General features: G+C 55.4%; 28 protein-coding genes and 1 tRNA gene. 15 read left to right on the forward strand and 14 right to left on the reverse strand.

Going from position 1 to position 26017, the window contains the following annotated elements; translation table 11 throughout:
• The first annotated feature begins 2 nt into the window (after window positions 1-2).
• A complete protein-coding gene (locus tag ACZ44I_RS04565) occupies window positions 3-473 on the forward strand; it encodes a 23S rRNA (pseudouridine(1915)-N(3))-methyltransferase RlmH (protein ID WP_464548341.1) in 471 nt (156 codons plus the stop codon).
• A 13-nt stretch (window positions 474-486) separates the two neighbouring features.
• On the opposite strand, the gene ACZ44I_RS04570 is transcribed toward ACZ44I_RS04565, so the two are convergent.
• From ACZ44I_RS04570 to msrB, 3 genes are all read right to left on the reverse strand, one after another.
• Window positions 487-2037 (reverse strand): sodium:solute symporter family protein, encoded by a 1551-nt coding sequence (locus ACZ44I_RS04570; protein ID WP_464548339.1) that lies wholly within the window; start codon window positions 2035-2037, stop codon window positions 487-489.
• Window positions 2027-2149, reverse strand: coding sequence for a symporter small accessory protein (locus ACZ44I_RS04575; protein WP_255331701.1), 123 nt, complete (start codon window positions 2147-2149; stop codon window positions 2027-2029). The genes ACZ44I_RS04570 and ACZ44I_RS04575 overlap by 11 nt, the downstream gene beginning before the upstream one ends.
• Before the next feature lie 179 nt (window positions 2150-2328).
• Window positions 2329-2763 carry a peptide-methionine (R)-S-oxide reductase MsrB gene (gene msrB, locus ACZ44I_RS04580; RefSeq protein WP_464548337.1) on the reverse strand — a complete coding sequence of 145 codons (435 nt, stop codon included), beginning with the start codon at window positions 2761-2763 and terminating at the stop codon, window positions 2329-2331.
• A 100-nt stretch (window positions 2764-2863) separates the two neighbouring features.
• Between msrB and ACZ44I_RS04585 the strand changes: the two genes are divergently transcribed.
• From ACZ44I_RS04585 to ACZ44I_RS04595, 3 genes are all read left to right on the forward strand, one after another.
• A complete protein-coding gene (locus tag ACZ44I_RS04585; protein WP_464548335.1) occupies window positions 2864-3625 on the forward strand; it encodes a V4R domain-containing protein in 762 nt (253 codons plus the stop codon).
• A 59-nt stretch (window positions 3626-3684) separates the two neighbouring features.
• On the forward strand, window positions 3685-4110 hold the full coding sequence (locus ACZ44I_RS04590) for a protease inhibitor I42 family protein (RefSeq protein WP_464548333.1): 426 nt from the start codon (window positions 3685-3687) through the stop codon (window positions 4108-4110).
• Window positions 4111-4272: 162 nt separating this feature from the next.
• A complete protein-coding gene (locus ACZ44I_RS04595; RefSeq protein ID WP_464548331.1) occupies window positions 4273-5436 on the forward strand; it encodes a hypothetical protein in 1164 nt (387 codons plus the stop codon).
• On the opposite strand, the gene ACZ44I_RS04600 is transcribed toward ACZ44I_RS04595, so the two are convergent.
• Window positions 5421-6344, reverse strand: a complete 924-nt coding sequence (locus ACZ44I_RS04600) for a hypothetical protein (RefSeq protein WP_464548329.1) — start codon at window positions 6342-6344, stop codon at window positions 5421-5423. The genes ACZ44I_RS04595 and ACZ44I_RS04600 overlap by 16 nt on opposite strands.
• A gap of 67 nt (window positions 6345-6411) precedes the next feature.
• Between ACZ44I_RS04600 and ACZ44I_RS04605 the strand changes: the two genes are divergently transcribed.
• Window positions 6412-6657 (forward strand): PspC domain-containing protein, encoded by a 246-nt coding sequence (locus tag ACZ44I_RS04605; protein WP_464548327.1) that lies wholly within the window; start codon window positions 6412-6414, stop codon window positions 6655-6657.
• Between the two features lie 5 nt (window positions 6658-6662).
• On the opposite strand, the gene uvrB is transcribed toward ACZ44I_RS04605, so the two are convergent.
• The 3 genes from uvrB to uvrA are packed head-to-tail and all read right to left on the reverse strand — an operon-like array spanning window position 6663 to window position 12936.
• Window positions 6663-8588 (reverse strand): excinuclease ABC subunit UvrB, encoded by a 1926-nt coding sequence (gene uvrB, locus ACZ44I_RS04610; protein WP_464548325.1) that lies wholly within the window; start codon window positions 8586-8588, stop codon window positions 6663-6665.
• A complete protein-coding gene (gene uvrC, locus ACZ44I_RS04615; protein ID WP_464576597.1) occupies window positions 8585-10135 on the reverse strand; it encodes an excinuclease ABC subunit UvrC in 1551 nt (516 codons plus the stop codon). Before uvrC ends, uvrB begins: the two co-directional genes overlap by 4 nt.
• A complete protein-coding gene (uvrA, locus tag ACZ44I_RS04620; protein ID WP_464548321.1) occupies window positions 10132-12936 on the reverse strand; it encodes an excinuclease ABC subunit UvrA in 2805 nt (934 codons plus the stop codon). The genes uvrC and uvrA overlap by 4 nt, the downstream gene beginning before the upstream one ends.
• Window positions 12937-13217: 281 nt before the next feature.
• Between uvrA and ACZ44I_RS04625 the strand changes: the two genes are divergently transcribed.
• A complete protein-coding gene (locus tag ACZ44I_RS04625; protein ID WP_464548319.1) occupies window positions 13218-13892 on the forward strand; it encodes a flavodoxin family protein in 675 nt (224 codons plus the stop codon).
• Here ACZ44I_RS04625 and ACZ44I_RS04630 read toward each other — a convergent pair.
• Window positions 13868-14362 carry a Mut7-C RNAse domain-containing protein gene (locus ACZ44I_RS04630; protein WP_464548317.1) on the reverse strand — a complete coding sequence of 165 codons (495 nt, stop codon included), beginning with the start codon at window positions 14360-14362 and terminating at the stop codon, window positions 13868-13870. The genes ACZ44I_RS04625 and ACZ44I_RS04630 overlap by 25 nt on opposite strands.
• Entirely contained in the window at window positions 14359-15363 is a 1005-nt protein-coding gene (amrS, locus tag ACZ44I_RS04635) for an AmmeMemoRadiSam system radical SAM enzyme (protein ID WP_464548315.1), read from the reverse strand. Before amrS ends, ACZ44I_RS04630 begins: the two co-directional genes overlap by 4 nt.
• 86 nt (window positions 15364-15449) lie before the next feature.
• Here amrS and pyrH point away from each other — a divergent pair, with 86 nt between their 5' ends.
• From pyrH to nth, 3 genes are all read left to right on the forward strand, one after another.
• Window positions 15450-16154 (forward strand): UMP kinase, encoded by a 705-nt coding sequence (gene pyrH / locus ACZ44I_RS04640; RefSeq protein ID WP_464548313.1) that lies wholly within the window; start codon window positions 15450-15452, stop codon window positions 16152-16154.
• 55 nt (window positions 16155-16209) lie between these two features.
• Window positions 16210-16284 (forward strand) — tRNA-Pro (locus tag ACZ44I_RS04645).
• A gap of 7 nt (window positions 16285-16291) precedes the next feature.
• On the forward strand, window positions 16292-16936 hold the full coding sequence (gene nth / locus ACZ44I_RS04650) for an endonuclease III (RefSeq protein WP_464548311.1): 645 nt from the start codon (window positions 16292-16294) through the stop codon (window positions 16934-16936).
• Here nth and ACZ44I_RS04655 read toward each other — a convergent pair.
• The 4 genes from ACZ44I_RS04655 to ACZ44I_RS04670 all read right to left on the reverse strand — a co-directional run bounded on the left by ACZ44I_RS04655 (window position 16919) and on the right by ACZ44I_RS04670 (window position 20101).
• Complete coding sequence (locus ACZ44I_RS04655; RefSeq protein WP_464548309.1) at window positions 16919-18097, reverse strand: anion permease; 1179 nt, start codon at window positions 18095-18097, stop codon at window positions 16919-16921. The two genes, nth and ACZ44I_RS04655, sit on opposite strands and share 18 nt — an antisense overlap.
• Before the next feature lie 6 nt (window positions 18098-18103).
• Complete coding sequence (locus ACZ44I_RS04660; RefSeq protein WP_464548307.1) at window positions 18104-18733, reverse strand: DUF47 domain-containing protein; 630 nt, start codon at window positions 18731-18733, stop codon at window positions 18104-18106.
• 130 nt (window positions 18734-18863) lie between these two features.
• Window positions 18864-19718: an agmatinase gene (speB, locus tag ACZ44I_RS04665; protein ID WP_464548305.1), complete on the reverse strand. Its 855-nt coding sequence runs from the start codon at window positions 19716-19718 to the stop codon at window positions 18864-18866.
• 2 nt (window positions 19719-19720) lie between these two features.
• Window positions 19721-20101 (reverse strand): translation initiation factor IF-5A, encoded by a 381-nt coding sequence (locus ACZ44I_RS04670; protein WP_464548303.1) that lies wholly within the window; start codon window positions 20099-20101, stop codon window positions 19721-19723.
• Between the two features lie 57 nt (window positions 20102-20158).
• Here ACZ44I_RS04670 and ACZ44I_RS04675 point away from each other — a divergent pair, with 57 nt between their 5' ends.
• From ACZ44I_RS04675 to ACZ44I_RS04700, 6 genes are all read left to right on the forward strand, one after another.
• On the forward strand, window positions 20159-20944 hold the full coding sequence (locus ACZ44I_RS04675; protein WP_464548301.1) for a bifunctional fructose-bisphosphatase/inositol-phosphate phosphatase: 786 nt from the start codon (window positions 20159-20161) through the stop codon (window positions 20942-20944).
• Window positions 20945-20947: 3 nt separating this feature from the next.
• Window positions 20948-21769 (forward strand): NAD(+)/NADH kinase, encoded by an 822-nt coding sequence (locus ACZ44I_RS04680; RefSeq protein ID WP_464548299.1) that lies wholly within the window; start codon window positions 20948-20950, stop codon window positions 21767-21769.
• Between the two features lie 63 nt (window positions 21770-21832).
• Window positions 21833-22546 (forward strand): DUF169 domain-containing protein, encoded by a 714-nt coding sequence (locus ACZ44I_RS04685; protein ID WP_464548297.1) that lies wholly within the window; start codon window positions 21833-21835, stop codon window positions 22544-22546.
• Between the two features lie 82 nt (window positions 22547-22628).
• Window positions 22629-23120: an amino acid-binding protein gene (locus ACZ44I_RS04690; RefSeq protein ID WP_464548295.1), complete on the forward strand. Its 492-nt coding sequence runs from the start codon at window positions 22629-22631 to the stop codon at window positions 23118-23120.
• On the forward strand, window positions 23117-24097 hold the full coding sequence (locus tag ACZ44I_RS04695) for a homoserine dehydrogenase (protein WP_464548293.1): 981 nt from the start codon (window positions 23117-23119) through the stop codon (window positions 24095-24097). The genes ACZ44I_RS04690 and ACZ44I_RS04695 overlap by 4 nt, the downstream gene beginning before the upstream one ends.
• A complete protein-coding gene (locus ACZ44I_RS04700; RefSeq protein ID WP_464576599.1) occupies window positions 24081-25184 on the forward strand; it encodes a sugar-specific transcriptional regulator TrmB in 1104 nt (367 codons plus the stop codon). Before ACZ44I_RS04695 ends, ACZ44I_RS04700 begins: the two co-directional genes overlap by 17 nt.
• Window positions 25185-25186: 2 nt before the next feature.
• Here the strand turns inward: ACZ44I_RS04700 and ACZ44I_RS04705 are convergent, their stop codons facing one another.
• A complete protein-coding gene (locus tag ACZ44I_RS04705; RefSeq protein ID WP_464548289.1) occupies window positions 25187-25930 on the reverse strand; it encodes a creatininase family protein in 744 nt (247 codons plus the stop codon).
• Window positions 25931-26017 lie beyond the last annotated feature (87 nt).

The raw sequence follows: 26017 nt of genomic DNA on the forward strand, positions 1-26017 counted from the left end.
CTATGCAGATCAGGATTATTGCTGTTGGGAAGGTGAAAGAGAACTGGCAGAAGGAGGGGATCGCGGATCTCATCCGCCGCCTCTCCCCCTATGCAACCATCACCGTCATTGAGGTGCCTGACCAGAGATACTCTACATCCGGGGAGATGGCACCCGCCATCAGGAGAGAGGGTGCTGCTCTCCTCGCAGCAGCAAAAGATCCCGCTCTTTTTGTAGGACTCGATCCCGCAGGAAAAGGCATGCCGAGCGAGGTATTTGCCGACGTTATCCGAAACCATGAGATCTCAGGGAGAGGCGATATCGTCTTCTGTATCGGGGGGGCAGACGGGCTCTCGGATGAGGTACGCGACCGTGCCGATCTTCTCCTCTCGCTCTCTCAGATGACGTTTACCCATACGATGGCCCGCCTTCTTCTCCTCGAACAGATCTACCGGGGATTTCGGATCATCAGGGGAGAGCCATATCACAGGTAAAATGTGGGGATGGTCAGGCCATCCTGCGGTTGTGGCGGATCTGGAAGAGCACCATCACGATGAGCGATACCGGAAGCGCGATCACCAGCGGATTGCAGGCACTCCATGGTTGACCAAGTATTGAGGGGACGCCGAAGATGAACTGGGATAATCCAAGAACGCTTGATTCGGCAGCATGCACAAAGACCGTCCAGAAGAACCAGACGAGAGCTCCTGCAAGAAGCGATGCCTTTGCCCCGATGATGCAGGGGGATTTTGAGGTGATCCCGTTTACGAATGCGGGCAGGAAGGCCGATGCGCAGAGTCCCATGAAGATGACGGTTGCCCGTGCGATGATACTGCCGGGCAGCAGGAAGGCGACCAGGATTGAGATGACCATCATGATTATGATGCCCCGCCTGTTGACAGAAAGCGAGAGTGCACACTCCCGCCCCCGACCCCAGACATCACAGGCAAGGGCGGTTCCCATTGTATGGTAGAGTGAGCTTAAGGTCGACATCGCAGCACAGAGGAGCGTCAGCATGAAGATGATGACGAAGATATCAGGCATTGACTGTGCAATGAAGAGCGGGATGATCGAGTCGACATTTCCGCCTGCGGCAGTAATGGCGAGTTCTCCACTCTGCTGGTAGAAGTAGACGTTTGTCAGTGCGCCGACGGTGAATGCAACGCCGGTCATCATCAGGATGAAGGGGCCGCCGATCAGAGTTGCCCTGTGCAGTGATTTGTCATCCTTTGCAGTCATGAACCGGACAATAAGCTGTGGCTGGGCCAGAACTCCGATACCAACACCGAGCACCATCGTGGTGACAAGCGTCATCCAGATCGGCGATCCGAAGGAGGGCATGGCAGTCCACCCGTTATGCCCGGCTGCAGCAAGGCCTTCGGGAACGAGATTCGCCATATCCGTCAGTGCGGTATGTGCAACCGTAACGCCGCCGAGATACACATAGGTCAGAACCAGAAGCACAGTCATTCCGATGAGCATGATGGCACCCTGCAGCGCATCGGTGTGCATCACGGCGATGAGCCCGCCGAAGACGACATATGCACCGACGATCAGGGCAAATCCAAGGAGTGCTGTTTCGTACGGGATTGAGAGCGTGACCTCGATGAACCGTGCCCCCCCGATCAGGATGGCCGCAGTATAGATCGGCATCGAGAGGATGATGATGATCCCACTCACGTACTGGAGGAACGGGGATTTGTAGCATTTTCCCATCAGGTCGGGGAAGGTGTATGCGGAGAGCCGTTTACCGGTCTCGCGGATCTTTTTGCCGAAGAAGACGAAGGCGATGAAGATACCGATCCCGATATTTAAGACTGTCAGCCAGATCAGCCCCATACCGAGGTTGGCTGCAACACCGCCGAACCCGACGATCGCTGATGTCGAGATGAAGGTCGCACCATAGGAGAGCGCAATAACAACCGGATGGGTGTTTCTCCCGGCGACCATGTAGTCCTCGGCGACCTTTGTCTTCCGGTACCCATAGTACCCGATGCCGACGATCATCAGCAGGTAGATGGCGACAACTATCGAGAGTGTCAGGACATCAACTGCCATGTTCTGCGTCTCCATTGTTCCAGTTTAAGAGACCATACAGTACACACAAGCCTGCGAACCCAATCGCAAGCAGATATGCAATCCAGATGTAGGGATCAGGAATACCAAACATGATGATAACCTCCGGTACCTCAGCAACTGCACGGGAGACCGAAAAATAAGGCGGTCTCCCTATCTAAAGAAGAAAAAGAAGTTGTCTGCTATGAATGCAAGAGCCAGTTCCCTGTATCCTGGTAGAGCAGACATGAGGTATCCACTTAGTGTTGTTATTTTCTCCTATATATATCAAGCCTATTTCGTTCTGAGCCTGAGTGCGGCGGAGTTCATGCAGAACCGGCGGCCGTCTGGGGGTGGGCCGTCATTGAAGACGTGGCCGAGGTGTGCTCCGCAGAGGGCGCAGAGGACTTCGTCTCTGATCATGCCTGCTGATCTGTCAATCTGGATCCTGATATTATGCTCAGATACGGCTCTTCTGAAACTTGGCCAGCCGGTGCCTGATTCGAATTTATCTTCTGACAAGAAGAGATCTGTTCCGCAGCAGGCACAGGCGTACACCCCCTCTATATGGCAGTCATGGTATCTGCCTGAAAAAGGCGCTTCTGTCCCCTTCCTCCGTGCCACGTCAAAGGTGAGCGGATCGAGTATTGCCTTCCACTCATTCTCTTTCTTCTCCACCAGCTCCTGATCGATGATCCTCCCATCCCGAACCGAAAAGATCTGCACCATAGAGGAGAGATGCATCCTCTTGTATAAGAGATGATCGATTATTCTCAATCGAGCGAACAATATATAATCGATTGGGTTCTTCTATAGATCAGGTTTATTCATGAGGACCAGAGATCGATCCGATTTTTCGTTATATGGAACTGCTGCCGGGGTACAGGCAATCAGGAACCCCGTGCGGAGGCATATCCTCCAGCTCCTCGAAGGCGGTGAGATGAGTTTTGACGCAATCGTATCCTCATCGGGGCGGGCAAAATCAACCGTTTCCGCCCACCTCTCCTCGCTTGCCGACGAAGGGATCGTAGGCTCCCGTCCCGGCGAGGAGGATGAGCGGAAGAAATACTTCTTCTTAACATCCCATTTCATCGGCGAACTCTCACCCGGAGATCGGATCGCAGATGAGATAAGTAATTATGCTTTTGAGTACCGGGAAGGGGCAGTCGATCCGTTCCATCTCTATAAGCTCATCTACCGCACCTTCCGTGTCTCTCTCCTCACAGAAGGGATATCTCTGGATCCGCTTCTGAAAAGAGCCGGTGAAACAGTCGGCGAAGCGGTCTATCCTGCGGTTGCAGGAGAGGATATGGAGGGTTTCTGTCTGAATCTGGCAACCTTCTGGGAGCAGCATCGTCTCGGGAGAATTGAGCTCCTTTCGCAGGATCCGATCAGGTTCTCAGTCTATGACTGCTTCGAATGTGTCGATCTCCCGCAGCTCGGCAGACCCGCATGTTCATTTGATTCCGGTCTCCTCTCTCTCCTCTTCTCCCGGCAAACCGGCTACCTCATGAATGCGGTTGAGCGGGAGTGCTATGCAGCCGGGGATCCCTGCTGCACCTTTGAGATACTTCCTGTTCCCGAAAAATAACCCGTTTTGACCAGCAGGGTTATACCATCCCATGACATTTTTTGTTATGGTGTGAACCGATGATCCGAAAAGGTCTTTTTATTCTGCTGATAGCCACAACCCTGCTCTTCGCAGCGGGCTGTGTCAGTGAACAGCCAGATGCACCGCCGCAAACCCCGGCACCGCCGGAATCGCTACATAAGTTTGATGCGACAAATGATGGAGGAACCTACACCTTTGAACTGGGTGATAGGATCGAGATAACGCTTGCCGAGAACCCGACGACCGGGTACTCCTGGGACATGACCGTTCCTGAGGGGCTCTTCCTTGTAACTGATGCATTCATCGGTCCCGATAGTGGGCTGGCGGGCGCCCCCGGCACGCATGTCTGGGAGTTTGAGGCTGGCGCTCCCGGCACCTACACCGTTGAAGGAAAGTATCTCCGTCCCTGGGAAGCAGATGCCGAGCCTGCAGAAACATTCACCCTGATGCTTATCGTTGACTGACATACTCCCACGAGTAAAGTCATGGGCTTTCTGCTGCTATGATCGTAAATAAACGGCACGGTTGGATCCAATACTCTTTCTTTTCCTTTTTCTCTCCCACTCCGGAAAGCAGAGAAGGATCAGCATCATCAATGCTATAACTGCCATTGTGCAACAGTAATTATGCATCGCATCCTTTCCCTTGCCCTGATCGCTCTCTTTGCGCTCACTCTGGGCTGTACTGCCATCGGCGACTATGGAGAAGAAGAAACCGACCAGATCGCTATCCGCGAACCCTATCCGCTCGCCTTCCATACGAGTTTTTACTCGCAGGGGATCTCCGATATCACCTTTACCTTCCATAACTCCGGCACAGATGACCGGTTGATACGGGCATCTGCCTGGTATGACGAGTTCAGCTCAAAGACCATCACAACGGTCGAGATTCCTCCGGATGAGACGGTCGAGCTTGATGTGATGATCGTCCTGAATGAGGAGAAAGTCCGTGCCCTCACCACAACCACCCTCTTCAACCTCGCATGGGTTGTCGAGGAATGGGATGGGGATTCATGGCATGTATTTGAGGAGGGGACTGCCCCGATCGAGGTCTATCCAATGGATACAATGGTCTGGGAGATCTCAGATGGCGAGGGCGGCTCTATCGACACGACCGATTATATCGCTGTCTTTGTGACGCCGCAGGCACCGGCCGTCCGCGAGCTGCTCATTGCCTCAAAGGAGTATGTGGATCCCGCCTATGATCCGATGTACGAAACCCTCGGCCTCTCCCGCACCCTTGGCGCGTACCAGTTCGGTGATCTCCCAGAGGAGGCATGGTATATTCATACCGGCCTCCATGCGAAAGCCATCTATAATGCCCTCAAATATACCTATGATGTCAGGTACCTCGATATGACGGCAAGCTTCGGATCACTGGGGCATGTCCAGCGGGTGAACACGCCTGAAGAGTCGCTCCGTTCCACATCCGCAAACTGTGTGGACGGCTCCGTCCTCTTTGCATCGGCCCTTGAGGCACTGGGGATCCACTCCTATATTGTCCTGACTCCCACCCATTCCTATATGGCATGGAAACATGATCCGAGCCCGGCCATTGCACCCGGATATGATAATCCTAATGCCCTCCCGCTCCTCACCCCTGACGATCTCACCGCACTTGAGACGACGATGATCGGGGACTTTGCATTCGGGGAGGCGGTCGCCTATGCCGATGAACAGCTCAGGAAAGACTGGGATCTATTCAATGACTTCGAGAACCCCGATGCCCATGAGTACCGGCTGATTGATATCGGGTATGCCCGGTGGGATGGTATTCATCCCCTCCGGTGATCCTCTCTTCGAAATGGAAGGCAGTTTCCGCTCCGTATGGTAATGCCTTCAAGGATTCGCTCCTCTCCCTCGCCGGGCTCAACAACTGCAATAACATCTACATAGTCCTTCAGGGGACCGACGGCGACTTTTCTTCCGAGGATCTCCTGCACCTGGTATATCCCTGCTGAATTTGACATCATGATCTGTATCTCAACCGGACGTTCCTTTCCGGGGACAATATCCACCCTCTCAATTGAGAGTGCCGAGACGGTATGAATGGTGACACTCCCTGAATCAAAAGCCATTCTTCCCCGCCCTTTTGTCATATCCGAAGAATCACCGATGCATACCATTGCCGCTTCTTTCGTCAGGGGCAGAGGTTCTGAATGGTGCGTGTAGATGGCTGAGAGGATAAATGAAAGAATCTCTATTCGTTCTGCAGTATCCGGATAGACAACAGGAAGAAGACGGCTTAAGACTGCCTGTGCAAGAGGGATGGAGATCTCCTGGTGTGCCTCCCGGTGGATGGCATTGCCAAAATCATGACAGAGCATTGCCGAGAGGACAACCAGTGCGGCATCATCTTCACTTCCTGCACCCGCTTCGACGATATCAGGAGGGATTCCGGCTTTTTTTAGGATATCCAGAATGGTTAATGCCGATGCGGTGGCGATCTTTGCGTGTGTCTCTCCATGGTCGTTCATCCCGAGATGGCGTACAGTGAAGTAATTCGCCATTCTCCAGTATCCACGAACTTCATCATCTGCCACCAGTAGATTGTACATCTGTTCTGCTTTTGGATAGGAAGAGAGAATTGAGCTTATTTTTGCTGTCGCTTCCGCCTCCATCCCTGCATATGTCTCGGGCATCTCCATTCTGAGACCTCGCAGTCTGTCGATTCTGCAGTTCTCTTCCTCGAAATTCATGCTGATCTATCTGATCTCAGATGGTAATGAGCTCTTCCCGGAAGAAAAACAATATACATCTGTATGTATGCTCAAACAAGTACCAATGGCTGAAGAGAAGCGTCTGACACGGTCAAAGACAGACCGGCTCCTTGGAGGGGTCTGTGGTGGGATTGCAGAATATTTCGGGTGGGATTCTTCCCTGGTACGGCTTGGATGGGCTGTTGCCACGCTCTTTACCAGTGGCGGGGGAATACTGGTATATATCCTCGCCCTGATCATCATCCCCGAAGAGGAGAGCGAAAAGAAGAGCGATATCTATACCGGCGAATAGCCGGATTATCCCATCTTCTCTTTTGCCTGCCGGATCTGCTCCCTGAGCTCGATTGCATGTTCAAAATCAAGCGACTCGGCAGCGGAACGCATCTCTGACTCGAGCTGGATGATCAGGTTCGGGAGTTCGTCCTGCGGGATCTCTGCAAGCCCGACTCCCTCGACCTCCTTCTCCCGGATCGGTTTTCTGATCGTCTCCGGCACAATCCCATGCTCTTCATTGAAGGCGATCTGGAGCTTCCGCCTCCGTTCTGTCTCGGCAAGCGCCCGCTTGATCGAGTCTGTCATTTTGTCTGCATAGAGGACGACACGGGAGTTGGCGTTCCTCGCAGCCCTGCCGATTGTCTGGATCAGGCTCTTTTCGTTTCTCAGGAACCCTTCCTTGTCTGCATCCAGAATACCGACGAACCCGACCTCGGGGATATCCAGCCCTTCCCTGAGCAGGTTGATCCCGACCAGCACATCGAAGGTGCCGAGCCGAAGCTGCCTGATGATCCCGGTCCGTTCAAGCGTGATGATCTCGGAATGGAGGTATCGTGTCTTGATCCCCCGCCCGATGAGATAATCGGTGAACTCCTCGGCCAGCTTCTTAGTGAGGGTGGTCACAAGCACCCGGTCACCCTGTTCAATGGTGCGGAGGATCTCCCTCTCAAGATCCTGGGTCTGCCCGTCGATTGGCCTGACTTCCACCACCGGATCGACGAGGCCGGTCGGCCTGATGATCTGCTCGACCACCTGTTCGGCATGCTCTGTCTCATAGCTTCCGGGGGTTGCCGAGACGAAGACGACCTTCTTCATGTACCTCTCAAATTCATGGAACTTCAGGGGGCGGTTATCAAAGGCGCTTGGGAGGCGGAACCCGTACTCGACCAGGTTCTTCTTCCGTGCATAATCGCCATTGAACATCCCCCGCACCTGCGGCAGGGTCTGGTGGCTCTCGTCGATGATCAGGAGAAAATCGCCGGGGAAATAGTCGAGGAGGCAGTACGGCTTCTCGCCTGCGGATCTCCCGTCAAAATGGCGTGAATAGTTCTCGATACCTTTACAGCTCCCGGTCTCCTCGATCATCTCAATATCAAAGAGGGTACGCTGGCGGAGGCGGTGCGCCTCGATCATCCCGAGCGTCGGGAGCACCTCATCCAGTTCGGCCCGGATTGACTCAACCGCCCGCTTCCGCTCGTCTTCCGGGGTGACGAAATGGCGGGCGGGATAGACGTGAAAATACTCCATCGTGGAGAGCCGCCGCCCGCTCGTCTTCTCGATCTCTGATATCCGGTCGATTGTATCGCCGAAGAGCTCGATCCTGATGATATCATTGAAGTATCCAGGGATGATCTCGATGGTATCGCCCCGTACCCGGAACCTCCCCGGCATCAGCTCGGTGTCGTTGCGCTCGAACTGGATCTCAACCAGCCGCTCGATGATCTCCCGCTGCCGTGCCCTCTCACCGCACTGGAGCTCAAACCCGAGGTTCCTGAAATGCTCGGGGTTTCCGAGGCCGTAGATGCAGGAGACCGAGGAGACGACGATGGTATCGTTCCGTGAGAGGAGCGAGGCGGTTGCCGAGAGGCGCATCTGCTCGATCTTTGGGTTGATATCTGCATCTTTCTCGATGTACTGGTCTTTTCTCGGGAGATAGGATTCCGGCTGGTAGTAGTCATAATAAGAGACGAAGTACTCGACACGGTTCTCAGGGAAGAAGTCCAGGAACTCATTATAGAGCTGGGCTGCCAGCGTCTTGTTATGCGCAAGGACGAGGGTGGGCATCTGGAGTTCTGTGATCAGGTTTGCGATCGTGAAGGTCTTCCCCGACCCCGTCACCCCAAGGAGGGTCTGTTTTGCCATCCCCTCAGAAAAACCGCTGGTTAAGCCTTTGATAGCATCTGGCTGGGACCCTGCCGGTTTGAAGTCCGCATGGAGGGTGAAGTTCATGGAATCACCTTCTTTCTTCTCTTGATCCTGTTATAGCTGACGGCGAACCGGTGCGCCTCGTCCCTGATCTCCTGGATGAGGAGTGAGGCGGGATCGTCAGCAGGCACCGGGAGGGGGTAGGGGAGTTTCGGGAGATAGATCTCCTCCTCCCGTTTTGCAAGCGCAATGACGGGGATATCGAGATCGAGCTTATTCAGCTCGGCATATGCGGCCGAGAGCTGTGCTTTCCCGCCATCGATGACGATTAAGTCCGGCATCTCCCCGTCTTCTGCAACCAGCCGTGAGTACCGCCGTGAAACCACCTCGCGGATCGATCCGGGATCATCCCCCCCGACGGCACTCTTCAGGGAAAACCGCCGGTATCCCCGCTTATCAGGCTTTCCGCCGACGAACCTGACCATCCCCCCGACAGCGGCGGTGCCGGAGAGATGCGAGATATCAAAACACTCAATCACCTCTGGATCAGCTGCCAGCCGGAGTGCCCGCCCAAGCGCCTTCACCCGCTCAACCCCTGAGAACCAGGTGAGATCGACGTTCTTTGCAGCAAGATCCAGAAGTTCCCGTTTTGCCCCCTGCTTCGGGACGGTGATGGTGACGCTCTTCCCCCGGATCTCAGCAAGGTATCCGGTGATCGCCTCATCCACCATCTCCGGGATGATCACCTCCCCCGGCACCTCGTGATCGCTGTAGTACTGGACAAGGAACTCGGAGAGGAAACCGGGCGTCTCATTGAACCGGAACTCCTCCTTTTCGACCAGTGTCCCGTTCCTCTGGTGGAAGAGGAGGAGGAAGACCTCGCCGCCGGTGATCCGGTACTGGATGACATCCCCTTCGCTATCTTTTCTCCGGGCAGCCATCCGCCTCCCGGAGAGATGTTCGAGAGCTGTGATCGTCTCCCTGATCGTGATTGCAGACTCAAATTCGCAGTTCCGGGATAGCCGCTCCATCCGGGCTTTCAGATCAAAAATCAGCTCCCTTGTCCTGCCTTTCAGGACCTCCTCTGCCTGCCGCACCCGTTCTGCATATGCCTCTTCTGTGATCTCTCCGATGCAGGGTGCCGGGCAGGTGTTGATATGGTAGCGGAGGCAGGCACGTTTGGGGAGCCGCCTGCATGAACGGAGGCCGAAGATCTTCTTCACCATCGCCAGCAGCCGATCCCGCTCACGGGCAGAGACGAAGGGACCGAAGTACTTTCCTTCTGCCCCTGCCTTCCGGGCAATCCCGATCCTGGGGAAGGGATCGCCGGAGATATGGATGAAGGCATAGCTCTTTGCATCCTTCAGATCGATATTGTATTTTGGCTGGTGCCGTTTGATCAGGGTATTCTCTAAAATGAAGGCTTCTGTCTCATTTGCTGTTGCGATGAAATCAACAGATCTGATCGCATCAACCAGCACCGCGGTCTTTGGATCCAAACCCTTCTTTGTAAAATAGCTCTGCACCCGCTTCCTGAGGTTCTTTGCCTTGCCGACATAGATGACGGTGCCGGATTCATCCAGAAAAAGATATGAACCCGGCTCTTGTGGAATATGGGTGGTATCGATCATGATTCAAGGAGCGGCCTGAGGAACCGGCCTGTATGGCTCTCAGGGACACCTGCGATCTCCTCAGGCGTCCCTGCCGCGATGATCTCCCCGCCGCCATCACCGCCTTCGGGCCCGAGATCGATGATATGGTCTGCGGACTTGATCACATCGAGGTTATGCTCGATCACAACGACCGTATTCCCCTTCTCCACAAGATCGTCGAGCACCGAGATGAGCTTGCTGACATCATGGAAATGGAGGCCGGTTGTCGGCTCATCAAGGAGATAGAGGGTCCTGCCGGTCGCCCGTTTTGCGAGTTCGCGGGTGATCTTGATCCGCTGCGCCTCCCCGCCTGAGAGGGTGGTGGCACTCTGCCCGAGCTTGATGTAGCCAAGCCCCACGCGGCAGAGTGTCTCAAGCTTCTGGCTGATTGCGGGGATATTCTCAAAGAGGTTCCGTGCCTCCTCGACACTCATCGCGAGGACATCCGCGATCGTCTTCCCCCGGTACCGGACTTCCAGCGTCTCACGGTTATATCGCTTTCCTTTGCACTCCTCGCACTCGACGAAGACATCGGGGAGGAAGTGCATCTCGATCTTGATGGTGCCGTCACCCTGGCATGCCTCGCACCGCCCCCCTTTCACATTGAAGGAGAACCGCCCCGGCTTGTATCCCCGGACCTTCGCCTCTTTCGTCTCGGCAAAGATCTTCCTGATCTCATCAAAGACCTTTGTGTAGGTTGCAGGGTTTGATCGAGGCGTCCGCCCGATCGGGCTCTGATCGATCACAATCACCTTATCGATATGCTCGTCTGTTGCGAGTGAGGTATATACACCGGTATCTTTCCGCGAACCGTGGATTCTGTTCATCAGCGCCGGGTAGAGGGTTTCGTAGATCAGGGTCGATTTCCCGGATCCCGAGACCCCGGTGATGACGGTGAAGAGTCCGAGCGGGATCTCGCAGCTGATATCCTTCAGATTGTGCTCGCTGCAGCCTTCGATCCTGATACAGGGTCCTTTCAGCCTGCGGGTTTTTGGAACCGGGATCGTGATCCTCCCGGAGAGGTACTGGCCGGTGAGGGAGTCTTCTGCGTTGATGATATCGTCAAGGGAGCCAAGTGCGATGATATCGCCTCCGTGGATCCCCGCTCCCGGCCCCATATCCACGATACAGTCTGCGTGCCGGATCGTATCCTCGTCATGCTCGACGACGAGGACGGTGTTGCCGAGGTCGCGGAGGTGTTTTAAGGTCTCGATTAAGCGGTGGTTATCACGCTGGTGGAGGCCGATTGAAGGCTCGTCCAGTACATAGAGGACGCCCATCAGGTTTGATCCGATCTGGGTGGCAAGCCGGATCCGCTGAGCTTCACCGCCTGAGAGGGTGCCGGCGTTTCGTGAGAGGGTGAGGTATGATAGTCCAACCCGTTCAAGGAAGAGGAGGCGGGATCGGATCTCTTTCTTCACCTGCCGTGCAATCTCCTCCTCCTTCGGGGTGAGGGGGAGATCGGTGAAGAAGGCGAGTGCTTTTCCAACAGAGAGGTCGGTCACATCCGCAATCGAGTATCCGTGAATCTTGACAGCGAGCACCTCCTTCTTCAGCCGGAGTCCCCCGCAGGAGGGGCAGGGGGTGACCCGCATGAACTTCTCAAGCTCCTCCCGCCTGTACTCGGATTTCGTCTCCCTGTACAGCCGTTCGGACTGGGGGATCAGCCCTTCCCAAACCCCCTTGTGCGACCATTCGGCATCCATCCGCTTCATCTTCATCGAGAATTTGATCTGGTCGTCTGACCCATACAGCAGCGAATGGAGCTGCGCATCAGTCAGGTCACGGATTGGGGTATGGATCGTGTACCCGGCATGTTCGGCAACTGATCCGAGATACTGTATCCTGTACCCGTCGAGGAAGTTCCGATAGAGTGCAACAGCACCGTCTGCGATGCTCAGGTCCTTATCCGGGATGATCAGGTCGGGATCAAACCGCATCTGGAACCCCAAACCGTTACAGGTCTCGCATGCTCCAAACGGGCTGTTGAATGAGAAGAACCGGGGCTGGAGCTCCTCAACCGAGAAGCCGCAGATCGGGCATGCCATCGTGGCAGAGTAGGTCTCTTCTGAGCCGTCCTCAAAGGCAGCGATAACAAGCCCCCCTGATCGCTTCACGGCGGTCTCGCATGCCTCGGCGAGCCGGGAGGTCTCGGATGGATCCAGCCGGTCGATGACGATCTCGATATCATGCTTCACGTACCGTTCAAGCGGGATCTCCTCGTCGGTCCTGTGGATGATCCCATCAACCCTGACGCGGGAGAAACCTTCAGAATCGAGATCTTTTATGATCTTTGCATAGGTTCCCTTCTTCTGCCTCACAACCGGCGCCAGGATGGTGACCATCCCTGTCCCGTGTACTGCGATCGTGTCGGCGATCTGCTGGGGGGATCGGGATTCGATTGCAATCCCGTGTTCGGGGCAGTGCGGCACCCCGATCCGTGCGAAGAGGAGCCTGAGATAATCATAGATCTCGGTGACGGTTCCGACGGTGCTCCTCGGATTCTTCGAGGTCGTCTTCTGTTCTATCGATATTGCGGGGGAGAGCCCTTCGATCGCATCGACATCGGGCTTATTCATCTGGCCGAGGAACTGGCGGGCATATGCCGAGAGGGATTCGACATATCGCCGCTGCCCTTCGGCATAGATGGTATCAAAGGCAAGCGTGGACTTCCCCGAACCCGAGACACCGGTGATGACGATCAGCTGGTCCCGGGGGAGGATGACGGTGATATCCTTCAGGTTATGCTCCCGTGCTCCACGAACAATTAAGTCTTTCATCAGTGATTGTATCTGTTGATCATGGATGGTAATAGGTATAGAGATGCTGTCAACGGTAGTGATGCCGTAAAAACGATCTCACCTTCTCTGACTCGATCCACCCCCCCTCGTTCTCCCTCGCGGAGAGTTCATACCACTGCCGCTCACCGGATGGCGATTGCAGCAGGAGTTCCGATCCCCAAAGCGGGGTACTGCTCATGATGGTGGTGTACATCCTCCATTTATCATAAATAAGAAATGAATGCAAAGCTCTATATTCACTGAACCGGAATCTCTCTTTCATGAAGATCCTTGCATTCAACGGGAGCCCGAGGGTTTCATCGAGCTCGACCAGAAAACTCCTCCTCGCCGCATGTGAGGGTGCGGAAGAGGTGGGTGCCGAAACCACGGTGGTTGATATCTGTGATCTGGATATTGGGTACTGCAACGCATGTGGAAGCTGTTACATCACTGGTGACTGTGTCCTTGATGATGATTTCGAGTCTGTTTATTATCAGTTTCTCAATGCAGACGGGATCATCTTCTCCTCCCCCGTCTACATCAACTCGGTGACTGCACAGCTGAAGACCCTCCTTGACCGCCTTTCGGATGCCGTGCATTGCCAGCGGCTCTCCGGGAAATATGGGTGCAGCCTCTCAACTGCCGGTGGAGCGCTTGCAGAGGAGGTTGCTGAGTACCAGAACGGCGTGATCCGGATGCTCGGCGGCACCACCGTCGGATTGGTTGGCGTGAATATCATGGGGGATCCCGGTGCAGTGGATGCAAAGATCCCGGCTGCAAAGGCACTCGGTGCCGATCTCGCCTCAGCCATCCGGGACAAGCGGCGGTATCCCGATCAGGAAGAAGAGCACCGGATCCGGCGTGAACATATGATCGAGCTCGTCCGCTTCAACAGGGATGTCTGGAAGTCCGAGTACGAGTACTGGGAGAATCAGGGCGCTTTTTCGGACCGGTGACTGAGCGTCTCCATCCTGCCGATGATATCATCGGTATGGGATCCCATCCAGTAGAGCCGCCTGCATGAGGGGCACCAGCGGAAGCTGTGATCCCCCTGTTCTGCGGGTACATAGTCGGCGATCCGGATCTCCTCTTCGGGTGCATCTTCGAGGAGCGTATTGCAGATCGAGCAGCGGATCAGCCGGACCGGAAGGTCAATCAGCCCCCGGTCTTTCAGGAAAGAGAGCTGGTCGAGGATCTCCTTCTCCCCAATATAGATCCCCCGGTCCCCGGCCCGGCCGGCGAGCTCACGGTCCCGGGTGAGGAGGATCCTGCCCTCCCGTTCTGCCCATCGAAGGAGTTCTGTATCTTCCTTTGGATTGCCGGGGGGAAGGCAATCCGCACTCTCTGTATCATAGCCGAGGAGCCGGAGGTACCGGGTGAGGGGGCCGAGCATCCGATCCACAAGGAACCGGAGTTCAGGGGTCATCTGAGCACGACCGGTATCTGGTAGCCGCAGTTCCTGCACCGGTCACCATCAAGCCCCACGATCCCGGCAGAAAACCCTCTCCTCCGGATCAGATCCGCACCGCAGGAGGGGCACCGGGTATCTTCGTACGATGATCCCGGAATATTACCGAGATAGGGGTATTCAAGGCCGAGTTCCCGCGCCCGATGGTAGATCCGCTCAAGCGTTGCAAGCGGTGTGGCGGGGGGATCGCTCATCCGGTAATCGGGGTGGTAGCGGGTAAAATGCATCGGCGTATCGGGGCCCAGATGCTCGATCACCCAGCGGATCAGGGAATCAATCTCACCCGGATCATCATTTATGCCGGGGATCACCAGTGTCACCGTCTCGATATGCATGCCGAGTTCATCTGCCCGGATCGTTGCATCGAGCACCGGCTGGAGGCGCCCCCCGCAGACCTTTTTGTAGAAGTCCTCATTGAATGCCTTCAGATCCACCCGGAAGGCAGAGAGCATCGGTGAGAGTTCGTTCAGCGCCTCTTCGGTGATGTAGCCGTTCGTGACATAAATCGTCTTCAGATCATGTTTTCGTGCGATTCTGCCCATATCAAGGGCATACTCATGCCAGATCGTCGGTTCATTATAGGTCCAGGTGATGCTTGCAGCACCGGATCGAATCGCCTGCCGCACCCCCTCCTCCGGTCCAATCTCACGGAGCGGGAGGGAATCGATCGTTGCCTGTGATATCTCCCAGTTCTGGCAGTGCCTGCACCGGAAGGTGCAACCGATTCCCCCGAGCGAATAGGTGGTGGTGCCGGGGAGAAAATGGTAAAGCGGCTTCTTCTCGATGGGATCGAGTGCTGCTGATACGACCTTCCCATAGGTCAGCGCATAGAGCTTCCCGCCCCGGTTCCTGCGAACCCCGCAGATCCCCTCTTTCCCCTGCCGGATCAGGCAACTGTGCGGGCAGAGGCCGCAGCGTATCGCCTCATCCTCTCTCATCCAGATCCGTGCTTCCTTCATCTCCACTCATTCACCCCGTTTTGATCTCTTTCCACTCTGTGGAACACGGCATTATATGTGATCCATGATGAAATGTTTAAGGTAATATGAAGAAGGTAGTTATCTCGGTCGGCGGGTCGGTTCTTGTACCCACACTTGAGTCAAATAATCTCAGTGCATGGGTGGCAGTGCTCCGGGAGATTCAACAGGACTATTCCGTCTTCTGCGTCTGTGGAGGAGGAGGCGAGGCACGCCGGTATATATCGGTCTGCCGGAGCCTCGGAATTGATGAGGGCACCGCAGACGAACTCGGCATCATGGTGACGCGGATCAATGCGTCCCTTCTGATTGCGGCACTCGGTGATGCCGCCTATCCAACCGTTCCGGCAACCTATCGTGAGGCGAAGCAGGCGGCGCTTTTGGAGCGGATCGTCGTCATGGGAGGGGTGACCCCCGGCCAGACGACAGATGCGGTCTCAGCCGTCCTTGCAGAGGAGGTTTCAGCAGATCTGCTGGTGAATGCAACGGCAGTGGATGCAATCTATTCGGCTGATCCGAGGAAGGATGCCTCGGCAGAGCGGTACACGATGATCACCCCGGCAGATCTGATCCAGATCATCATGAAGGAGCGGATGGGCGCGGGATCGAATATGATCGTCGATCTGGTGGCAGCCAAGATCGTTGAGCGGAGCGGCATCCCCTTCATCGTGATGGATGGGAGAAAACCCGGCGATATCTTAACAGCGCTCAAAGAGGGGACATTCAACGGCACTCTTGTTGCAGAGAAGCCAGATTCAGTTCTCCCGCTCTGAGATGCGGACAAAACGATACCCTTTTTTAGATAGACCCTCAATTTAGTAAGGTCACGGGGTAGTAGGGTAGCCTGGTCCATCCTAGAGCGTTTGGGACGCTTTGACCGCAGTTCGAATCTGCGCTACCCCATTTTGAGATGGACTCAGAGACCGCTTTTCTGATATATTCACGCCTGAATGATCGCTATCCTCATACGGAGACCAATTTTCTTGATTTCGAAGATCCCTTCCAGTGCCTGATCCTGACGATCCTCTCTGCCCAGACGACCGATGCCACCGTGAATCTGGTTGCGCCGTCTCTCTTTGCACGGTTCCCGACACCGGAATCGCTTGCTTCAGCGGATCTGGTGGAGGTGGAGAGAATCATCCACAGAACCGGGTTTTACCATGCAAAGGCCCGGCATATCACCGGTGCGTCGAGGGCACTTGTGGAGCGGTTTTCGGGGAGAGTTCCGGCTACGATGGATGAGCTCCTGACGATCCCCGGTGTCGGGAGGAAGACGGCTAATATTGTCCTCAACCATTCCTTTGGGATCGATGAAGGAGTCGCTGTTGATACGCATGTCCGCCGTCTTGCCCAGCGGATCGGTTTCTCAGACTCGGCAAACCCCGATAAAATCGAGCAGGATCTGATAGCGATCTATCCCCGTTCCCACTGGGGCGGGATCACGTACCTGCTGATCCGGCATGGGCGGGAGGTCTGCCCTGCCAGAAAGCCGCAGTGCGAAACCTGCGTTCTCCGTGACCTCTGCCGTTTTGCCTCTTTAGAAGAAGAAGGGTGAGACGATTGCAAAGAAGCAGAAGGAGACGAGAGCCGCTGCCGGTATCGTGATGATCCAGGCGATGATAATCTCCCGCACCACTCCCCACCGGACGGCAGCAGACCCCTGCGTGGTGCCGACACCCATGATCGCCCCGCTCATTGCATGGGTTGTCGAGACCGGGATGCCGAGCATCGTCATCGCCGAGAGGACAAGACCGCCGGATGTGGATGCCGAGAAGCCCTGGTAGGGGGTGATCCTGGTGATCCTGTTTGCCAGCTTATCGATGACACGCCATCCCCCAAGGAGCGTGCCAATCGATATGGCGGCACAGGAGGCGAATATCACCCAGAGAGGTACCTCAAAGACTGTGATAAATCCCCCTGCGAAGAGTATGGCGGTGATGATACCCATTGCGTTCTGTGCATCATTGCTCCCATGCCCGATGGCGTGGAATGATGCCGAGACGATCTGGAGTTTCCTGAAGATATAGTTCATACGCTGCGGCGTGCTGGCGTTGCTTAAGTACCGCATGATAAAGGCGGCGAATGCATAGGCGGCGATGAACCCGAGGGTCGGGGAGACGACGATGAATAAGACGATAGCAAGGATACCCTTGATATGGACGATGCCAAGGAACATCGAAACAGGTATGATGATCGCAATTCCGATGATGGCTCCAAGGCCGAAATAGATCGGGTTTCTGTCTCCTGCATAATATGCAATTGCCCCAAATAGCAATGCACCTGCCACTGCGCCGAAGAGCGCGATTTCAATTGTCAGGGCGATGGTCTGTAAGTCCGGCCAGATCACCGCAAAGAAGCCTGCCGCCCCGATACCGGCACCCATAATCCCTCCGACAAGAGAATGGCTGCTTGAAACCGGTATGCCAAAATGAGAACAGAAGAAGACCCAGAAGACCGACCCGACAAGGCCGGTGACAAGGACAAAAGGAGTGAGTATTGCGGGATCGACGATCCCTTTTCCTATCGTCTTTGCAATGGCGGTTGAGAAGAGGAACGGGCCGACGAGATTAAAAAATGCGGCAAGCCCGACTGCCTGGAGCGGGGTGAGCACCTTGGTGGCGATGACGGTGGCGATGGAGTTTGCCGCATCATTCAACCCGTTTACAAAGTTAAAGAGGAGGGCTAGTCCGATCCCTGCAATGATAAGGAACTCCATAAAAAATCACGAATGGCGGATTGCTATATCTGCAAGGACATTTGCTGCGTCTTCGCTCTTATCGGTTGCCTCTTCAAGGCTCTCGTAGATCCCTTTGAGCTTGATGATCCTGATTGCATCCTCACTATTGAAGAGGTCGATGATCGCGTGGGCAAGGACATCATCGGCAAGGTTCTCAAGCCTGTTGATCTCAATGCATTTCTTCTCAAGAGTTTCGGGGTTTTTGAGATTCCGAACCTCACGTACTGCCACTGCCACTTCACTCGCCTGAAGATAGATGATCTTGGCAAATTCCCTCATGTAGGGGTCCGTCTCCTCAATCCCGTAGGTGAGCATCTTCCTGGCGGTACCATCAACAAAATCAAGCATATCATCCAGGGCTGTTGTCAGCCGTGATATCTCCTCGGGCTCAAGTGGGGTGATGAAACTCCGATTCAGCTCGGCATATGCCCGGTGGGCAAGGGCATCACCCTGGTGTTCGAACTTCTTGATCGCTTTGACCTTCTGCTCGACATCGGTATAGTCGTCAATAAGATCAACAAGCAGGCGAGCAGCCTCTGTTGTAGTATCCGCGAGCTGCTCGAAGATATCAAAGAAGACATGATCGTTTGGAATAATCCAGTCTCGTAAACTCACAAGACACCACTCTTACAAGGAATCTTAAAGATAAAAAGGTCTTGATTCGCATCTGCTGATGACAGATCCGTCAAATCAGATGCTGCCGGATCTGATTGCATGATGCTCCGGCTCATCTCTTCTTCCCCACTCACTGCCTGGCTGTATGCCCGCGGATGCCGATGAATTCACGGATCATCTTTGCGGCAACCGCGGCAGTCTGCTCAGAGTCATTTGGGAGCACCTCGACATAGTCGAATGCCACAGCCTGACCTGCAAGCGCCCGGATAACAGATCGGAGATCCCAGTGGGTGATCCCGAAGGGATCCGGTGTTCCAAGCCCCGGTGTCAGGCATGAGTCAACGGCATCCGCATCGATCGAGAGATAGATGGGATCGTTGCCGATCGCGGCCTTCACCTCGTCGATGATGGCGTTGATCCCCCGGTCATGCACCTCATCTGCGGTATAGATCCGGTGGTGGGAAGCGGCTTCAAACTCCTCCCTCGATCCGCTCCGCGCACCGATGATGACGATATTGTCAATGCCGAGATCGCGGACCCGTGCCGAGACACAGTCATGGTTGTAGCGGGATCCCCGGTATTCATCCTGAAAATCGAGGTGGGCATCACAGACGACATACCATTTCGGCATGGCAGCGCGCACAGCACCGATGGTGATCGAATGCTCACCGCCGAGCATCACCGGCACTTTTTCGTCTCCGAGGATCATCGAGACGGTATCCTCAACCTGGGCTGCGACCGCCTCCGGATCTGCCTCAGGATAGATATCTCCGAGATCGGTGAAGGGGATGTCAGAGAGGTCAATACCGTACTCCGGCATGTATGGCTCAAAATTGTAAGATATCGCCCGGATTGCGTTTGGGGCGAAACGTGTGCCCGGTTTGTATGAGGTTGTCCCGTCATAGGGGACACCGAATATCACATACCGTGCATCCTCATACGAGGCTTCGGCATCGGCAAAAAGAGAGTTAGAAAAGGATTGCATACTCAGATGTCAAGCTTGCGTTTACCGAGAGATTCGATGTAGGGAATCTCTTTGCCGGGCTCGATATGCTCCAGCTGTTCGTCTGTGACGTTCAGCTCGAAGTTTGTGTAGTCTTTCATATCCATGAAGGAGACGGTATTTGCGGCGATCGAGATGACCTGAGCGCTCTTCCGTTCAACGATCGGGGCATAGATCTTGGCTCCGACTGGTGATACGAAAGATCGTTTCATACCATCAAAGATACCAACTGCATCGATCCGTGCCTTTGCGGCACCGTGCTTCCCGGGCTTTGAGGTGGAGATGCTCTGAATTTTGCATGGTTCGTCATCAATGACCATGTAGCGGCCTTCCTTCAGTTTCCCAACTTCTGTCTGTTCTTTCATGATATTTTCTCGCAGGAGTAATTTATTGAATCAAAAGAACATAAAGACAACGCAGTGATGAATGAAACGCCCTTCCTTGCCGCATGCCAGGAACTCTCCAACCGGCTCCGTGCAGAAATCGGTAATCTCGTCGGTACCGAGCAGGGTGGGGCGGAGATCGGGATGGGTGCGGATCAGACGCCGACTGAGGTGATTGATGATGTTGCCGAGTCGCTTGTGCTCGATCATCTCAGGGAGGCGGATGTTGGCCGGCGGGTGATCAGCGAGGAGGCGGGCGGTGTAGATCTTCCCGGCGGGGAGGGGACGATCTACCTCGATCCGATCGATGGCACCTATAATGCCGTTGCCGGTATCCCCTTCTATGCGATATCCCTCGGATATGCGATTGATGGGCAGATGAAAGAGGGGTATGTAATGGATCTTGCATCCGGTGAGGAGTTCTATGCTGTCCGGGACGGCGGTGCGTTTCTGGATGGAATGAAAATCTCCGTATCGGATGTTTCGTCATTACATACCAGTGCGATGAGCCTGTACGGGAAGAAGTTCGATTTCGCCAGTATCATCCGGCTTGGCAGCGAGATCCGGCGCTGGCGGCTCTTTGGTGCGTCAGCACTCGAACTCTGTTATGTTGCCTGCGGCCGGATAGACGGATTTGTTGATCTCAGGAATACCCTCAGGATCACCGATGCTGCCGCCGGAATGCTCATCTGCACAGAAGCCGGAGGAGTAGTATCGGCCCCGGATGGCGGGGAGGTACGTTTCCCTGACGATGTCTCTGTCGGGCGGTGTATGGTAGCAACGAATGCGGTGATCCACCGGAAAGTGATCGAGTATCTCAGGTGAAGGATGCGGTATTTCATCGTCTCACGGATTGATCGCGAAGAAGCGGTTGCGTTTGCAAGGATGCTTGCAGAAGACCTCCGGATGGCCGGGCACACAGTGTTCTTTGAACACGATACTGCCGATACCCTGAAGCGGAATAGCGGTCTCTCCTTTGAAGAGCTCCCGGGTCGGGCAGATCTGGTGGTTGCGGTCGGGGGGGACGGAACCGTCCTCAGGTCTGTTGCAAAGATGCCGTCGCAGCTCCCGGTGATCGGTATCAACTGGGGCGAGGTCGGGTTTCTTGCGGATCTCGAACGGGGCCATGCACTTGAGTTCCTCACTGCCCTCAAACCGGGTTTTCCTGTGGAGAAGAGGATGCGCCTTGCCTTTGAGAGTGATCACGGCCCGATCGGCGATGCGCTTAATGAGGCATTGATCGTCACCTCGCGCCCTGCAAAGATGCTTCGGTTCTCGATCATAATCGATGGCGATGTGGCCGAGACATTCCGGGCCGATGGGATCATCCTCAGCACGCCGACAGGCTCAACAGCCTATGCGATGAGTGCGGGAGGTCCGATCGTTGATCCCCGGATCGACGGGGTCCTGATCGTCCCGCTCGCACCGTACATGCTCTCATCCCGGCCACACATCATCTCGACAGACCGGCAGATCGAGATCCATCTTGAGAGCACAAAGCCTGCAAACCTGGTTATCGACGGGGTTGAGGTGGAGCCGCTCGGCTTCTCGGGATCGATCCGTGTATCGAGATCGGCTGAACCGGCACTCTTCATCAAAAGCGAACGAACCTTCTTTGAGAAGGTCGAGCAGAAACTGCGGCGCCTCTGATCATCAGGTTTATCGTTTGATGGATGAATAGGGTCTTGTAGAGGATGAAGGAGTGTGAACGATATGGATCAGATGCGAACCGATCTTGATTTTGCTACGATATCAAACCTGCTGAAGGTACAACTCGGCCTGAAAGGCTCCCCTGTTGCCATCAAGCTGGCGGGATCTGAAAAGGAGATCCCGGAGGAGATGGAAGAGACAACCGAACAGATGAGGCACTGCCAGATGGTCTCGCTTGCACGGAATGAAGGGAAGTGTTTCTATGCGACAAAGGATAAACACAACTGTATGGGGGGCGCCTGGGCGCTCGGACTCCGGGAACTCACTCCCTCCCTCAAATCCGGCGAGTTCTATTTTGCCCTCGGCAAGTACGAGAGCTGGGCAGCCTGCCGCCGGACAATCCAGAATGTCCCGCACCTGCCATCAGGCGATACCTATGCCACCCTCTATGCACCACTGGAATTAGCCACCTTCTCGCCGCATGTGGTGCTGATCATAGCCGAGCCGCGTTCGATGCTGAAGCTGGCACAGGGCATCCTGTACCGGATGGGCGGCAGGATCTATTCGGAGATGTCAGGGATCCAGTCGGTCTGTTCTGATGCGACTGCCACGGTCTATATGAGCGGAAAGCCGAATATCTCGCTTGGATGTGACGGGTCACGGAAGTTCTCAGGGATTGCCGATGGCGAGATGGTGATGGGTCTCCCCGGTGAGCTGCTCGGAGAGATAGCGGATTCGATCCCGATCGTCGTCGGCGCACCAGGCTCAAAGAAATAACCCCTTTTTGATCTCCGAATCCTTCTTATCACCAGCAGACGACTAGTACAACTATAAGGTGGAATGGGCGTTGCAGATCTCGATGAAGCTTGAGTTGAAGGATACTCCGGGCCAGCTGCTCGGAGCATTGAAACCGATCTCGGATATCGGCGGGAATATTATTACGATCATCCATCAGCGCGATCAGACGACTGCCGAGAACACCCTGACGGTGGATATCGTCCTTGAACTCGCTGAAAAGAAGCTTGATGCCCTGATCGAAGCCCTCCGCGAACGGGGGTGCGGGGTTGTCAGGATCGGCAAGGAGCGCCTTCTCCAGAAACAGTCGCTGATTATGATCGGACATCTGATGCATACCGATCTCACCGATACCGTTGACCGGATCGATCAGACGGGTTTTGCCGAGGTCTCTGAGCTGCATATGGTGATGCCCGCAATCGACGAGCCGTCAACCGCCAAGATTACGCTCCGGGCGGTCTCTCCTGAAGATATGCTCCATGCTCTGCGGATCCTCCGCGAGGTTGCAGCACAGAAGGATATTCTCATCCTCGAACCGCTGGAGGGTGTCGAATGAGAGTTGCGATCATCGGGTTCGGGGCGGTCGGGCAGGGGCTTGCACGGGCGCTTGCTGATACGGGCTTTACCATCACCGCTGTTGCAGATTCCCGCTCTGCCGCCATTGATGCAGACGGCCTTAATATCCCGGAGATTCTTGCCCGGAAAGAGGAGACGGGGCTCTGCGGGGATTTGGGGATCGGGAGTGCTGATATCCTCTCTTCAGGCGCATTTGATATCCTTGTCGAGGTCTCGCCCACGAACGCAGATACAGGAGAGCCTGCCCTTTCGACGATCAGATCAGCACTTGCCATGGGAAAACATGTCGTCACCTCGAATAAGGGGCCGATCGCCTGTGCCTACCATGAGCTGAAGGAGCTGGCTGACCAGAAAGGGGTGAAGCTTGGGTACGAGGCGACGGTTGCCGGTGCAGTGCCGATCGTCTCCGGGCTCAGGCATGGGCTTGCCGGTAATACGGTCAGGTCGCTCCATGGCATCTTAAACGGAACCTGCAACTATATCCTCACCCGGATGCGGGACGAGGGGCTCACCTATCCGCAGGCGCTTCAGGAAGCCCGTGATCTCGGGTATGCCGAGGCGGATCCGACCTATGATGTGAAGGGGATCGATACTGCGATCAAGCTCGTGATCCTGGCAAATACGCTTCTTGGAATGGATGTCAGGTTGTCTGATGTCGCCATCACCGGAATCGATTCGATTACACTCGAAGCCCTCAGCCTTGCCGAGGCTGAAGGTGCGACGATCCGACTCATTGGCGAGATCCTGCCCGGGAAGAACCAGATCCGGGTCTCACCCCGTGTGATCTCACTTGACCACCCGCTTGTTGTGGACGGGACGCTGAATGCAATCTCCGTCTGCTGCGATCTGGCCGGTCCGGTGACCTTCATCGGAAAAGGTGCCGGCCCCTATCCGACCGCCAGTGCGATACTCGCCGATCTCAACTTCATCAGGGATGCATATGGCCGGGGTGCTTGAGAAGAGGAATAAAATCCTCTCCCTGATGCGTCGAATAACGCAGGATGAAGGCTTTTTTACTGTTGCAGAGATCGCCCGCCGGATCGGTATCCCGAGGACGACTGCACAGGACTGGACAAACCGGCTTGTTCTGGAAGAATGTATTCTTCTTGATGCTCCGGGAAGGGGAAGAGAGCCTGCACGCTATATTGCCCGGACCGCTCTTCCCCGGACGCTCTGTAAACGGATCTTCACAACCTGTGATGATGATCTCGTCGAGATCTACCATGAGTGCATGAGTACAGGCTGCGCCGACTTCTGCCGCCACCATCATGGGCGTGCCGGCGGCGCCCTCTCCTCTGTCCGGAGGGATGGCACCCTCCTCCGTGAAAGGGGCCGTTTTGGGGATGTTTCTGCGGATGTCGGTCTCTCCCCCCTCCCGGCTGTCAGTGTTGTTGCGATCCGGAAGGAGGGGGATCAGATCATCCAGACGATCCGGTCGTTTGGGGGCCCTTCATACTCCCTTACCGAGATGATGTCACGTGCGCGTGGTGTGCAGGCGGTGCATACCCGCAGGAACGGCAATATCGTCGAGGGGGATGTCTATACAAAGGCGCTCAGGCTGGTTGCGATTGGGATCGATGATACCGATTCGGAAGGGAGCGGTGCGACATTTGCACTTGCCTATGCCCTTCTCCAGCATATCGGCAGGATGGATGGCGTGATGCCGATTGCCCATCATGTTGCGATGCTCTCGCCTGTGATTGCCGAGAAGACGGCGGGCAACTCATGCAGCCTGATCGAGTTTGCAGCAGAAGAGCACCAGATTCCGGGGATCATCGATCAGGCAATCTCGTTTATTGCTGGAGAGTCGTCATCCCCGCACTGGGGGATTGCGGTGAAGGTCGGCCTCTCCCACTCCGAGGGGCTTCTTGCCTATGGGGTAAAAGCGAGATCTGATCGTATTGATATTGCCGAGGCGAAGTCACTGGCAGCAGAGTCGGGGATCAGGATCGCCGGCGGTCGCGGTGTGATCGGTGCGCTGGCTGCCGTCTCGCTTCACGGGTGCGGGGATGAGGTGCTCATGAACCCCAGGATCCCGATCTGATCTCAGGGTTTGTATCCGTACCTCCAGCCTGTTGTATTGAGTTCTTTCAGCATCAGGACGATCGCATCAACAAGCGCCTTCTTCATAACAAGCCCCTTTTCACTGCTTCCTTTCGTCGGGTCGCCGGTTGCGCCGCAATCGGTTATCTCCGAAAAGAGCCATTTGATCTCTCCAAACTCCGGGAGATCCGGCATCCGTCCTGCTGCATGCTCCATCTGGCAGAGCTCTTCGAAGAGGGCGAGGCTGATGGATGTTTCTCCTTCGCCTCCATGGCCAAGACCTTCCCAGACCTCGAAGAATCCCTCAGGGAGGAGGGGGGGGGCGATTGATTCCCACCAGGCCCCGAACGTGGCGATCTTCATCTCCGGGTGGGGGGCTTTCACCTTTCTCGATGCGTTCTCGATCGGTGCGATGTTGCCGTCATGGCCGTTTAGGATGAAGACGTGCCTGATTCCTTCCCGGTGGAGGGATTCAGGGATATCTCCTCCGATAATGGCAATTTCTGTCCCGAACCTGAGCGAGACGGTGAAGGGGAAGTCGCGGTAGTGTTCTGATACGCCGTAGGGGACAACCGGGAGGACGGCCGCTCCCGGTATCTGTTTTGCTACTTCTTCTGCCAGGATGGCGGCAGTATAGGCGTCGGTTGCGAAGGGGAGGTGACTGCCATGGCTCTCAAGCGATCCGAGCGGGAGTATTGCAAGGTCAAAGGGGTTCTCCTGGTAGTCATGGGCGGTTGTATGCTGCACCAGCAGGGGATTCTTCTCTATACTGAGAGAATTGCACTCATTGATTATGTATTCTCTCTTTCAGGGAGCGTTGGGAAGACCGATTCT

Source organism: Methanocalculus pumilus (genome assembly GCF_055382585.1).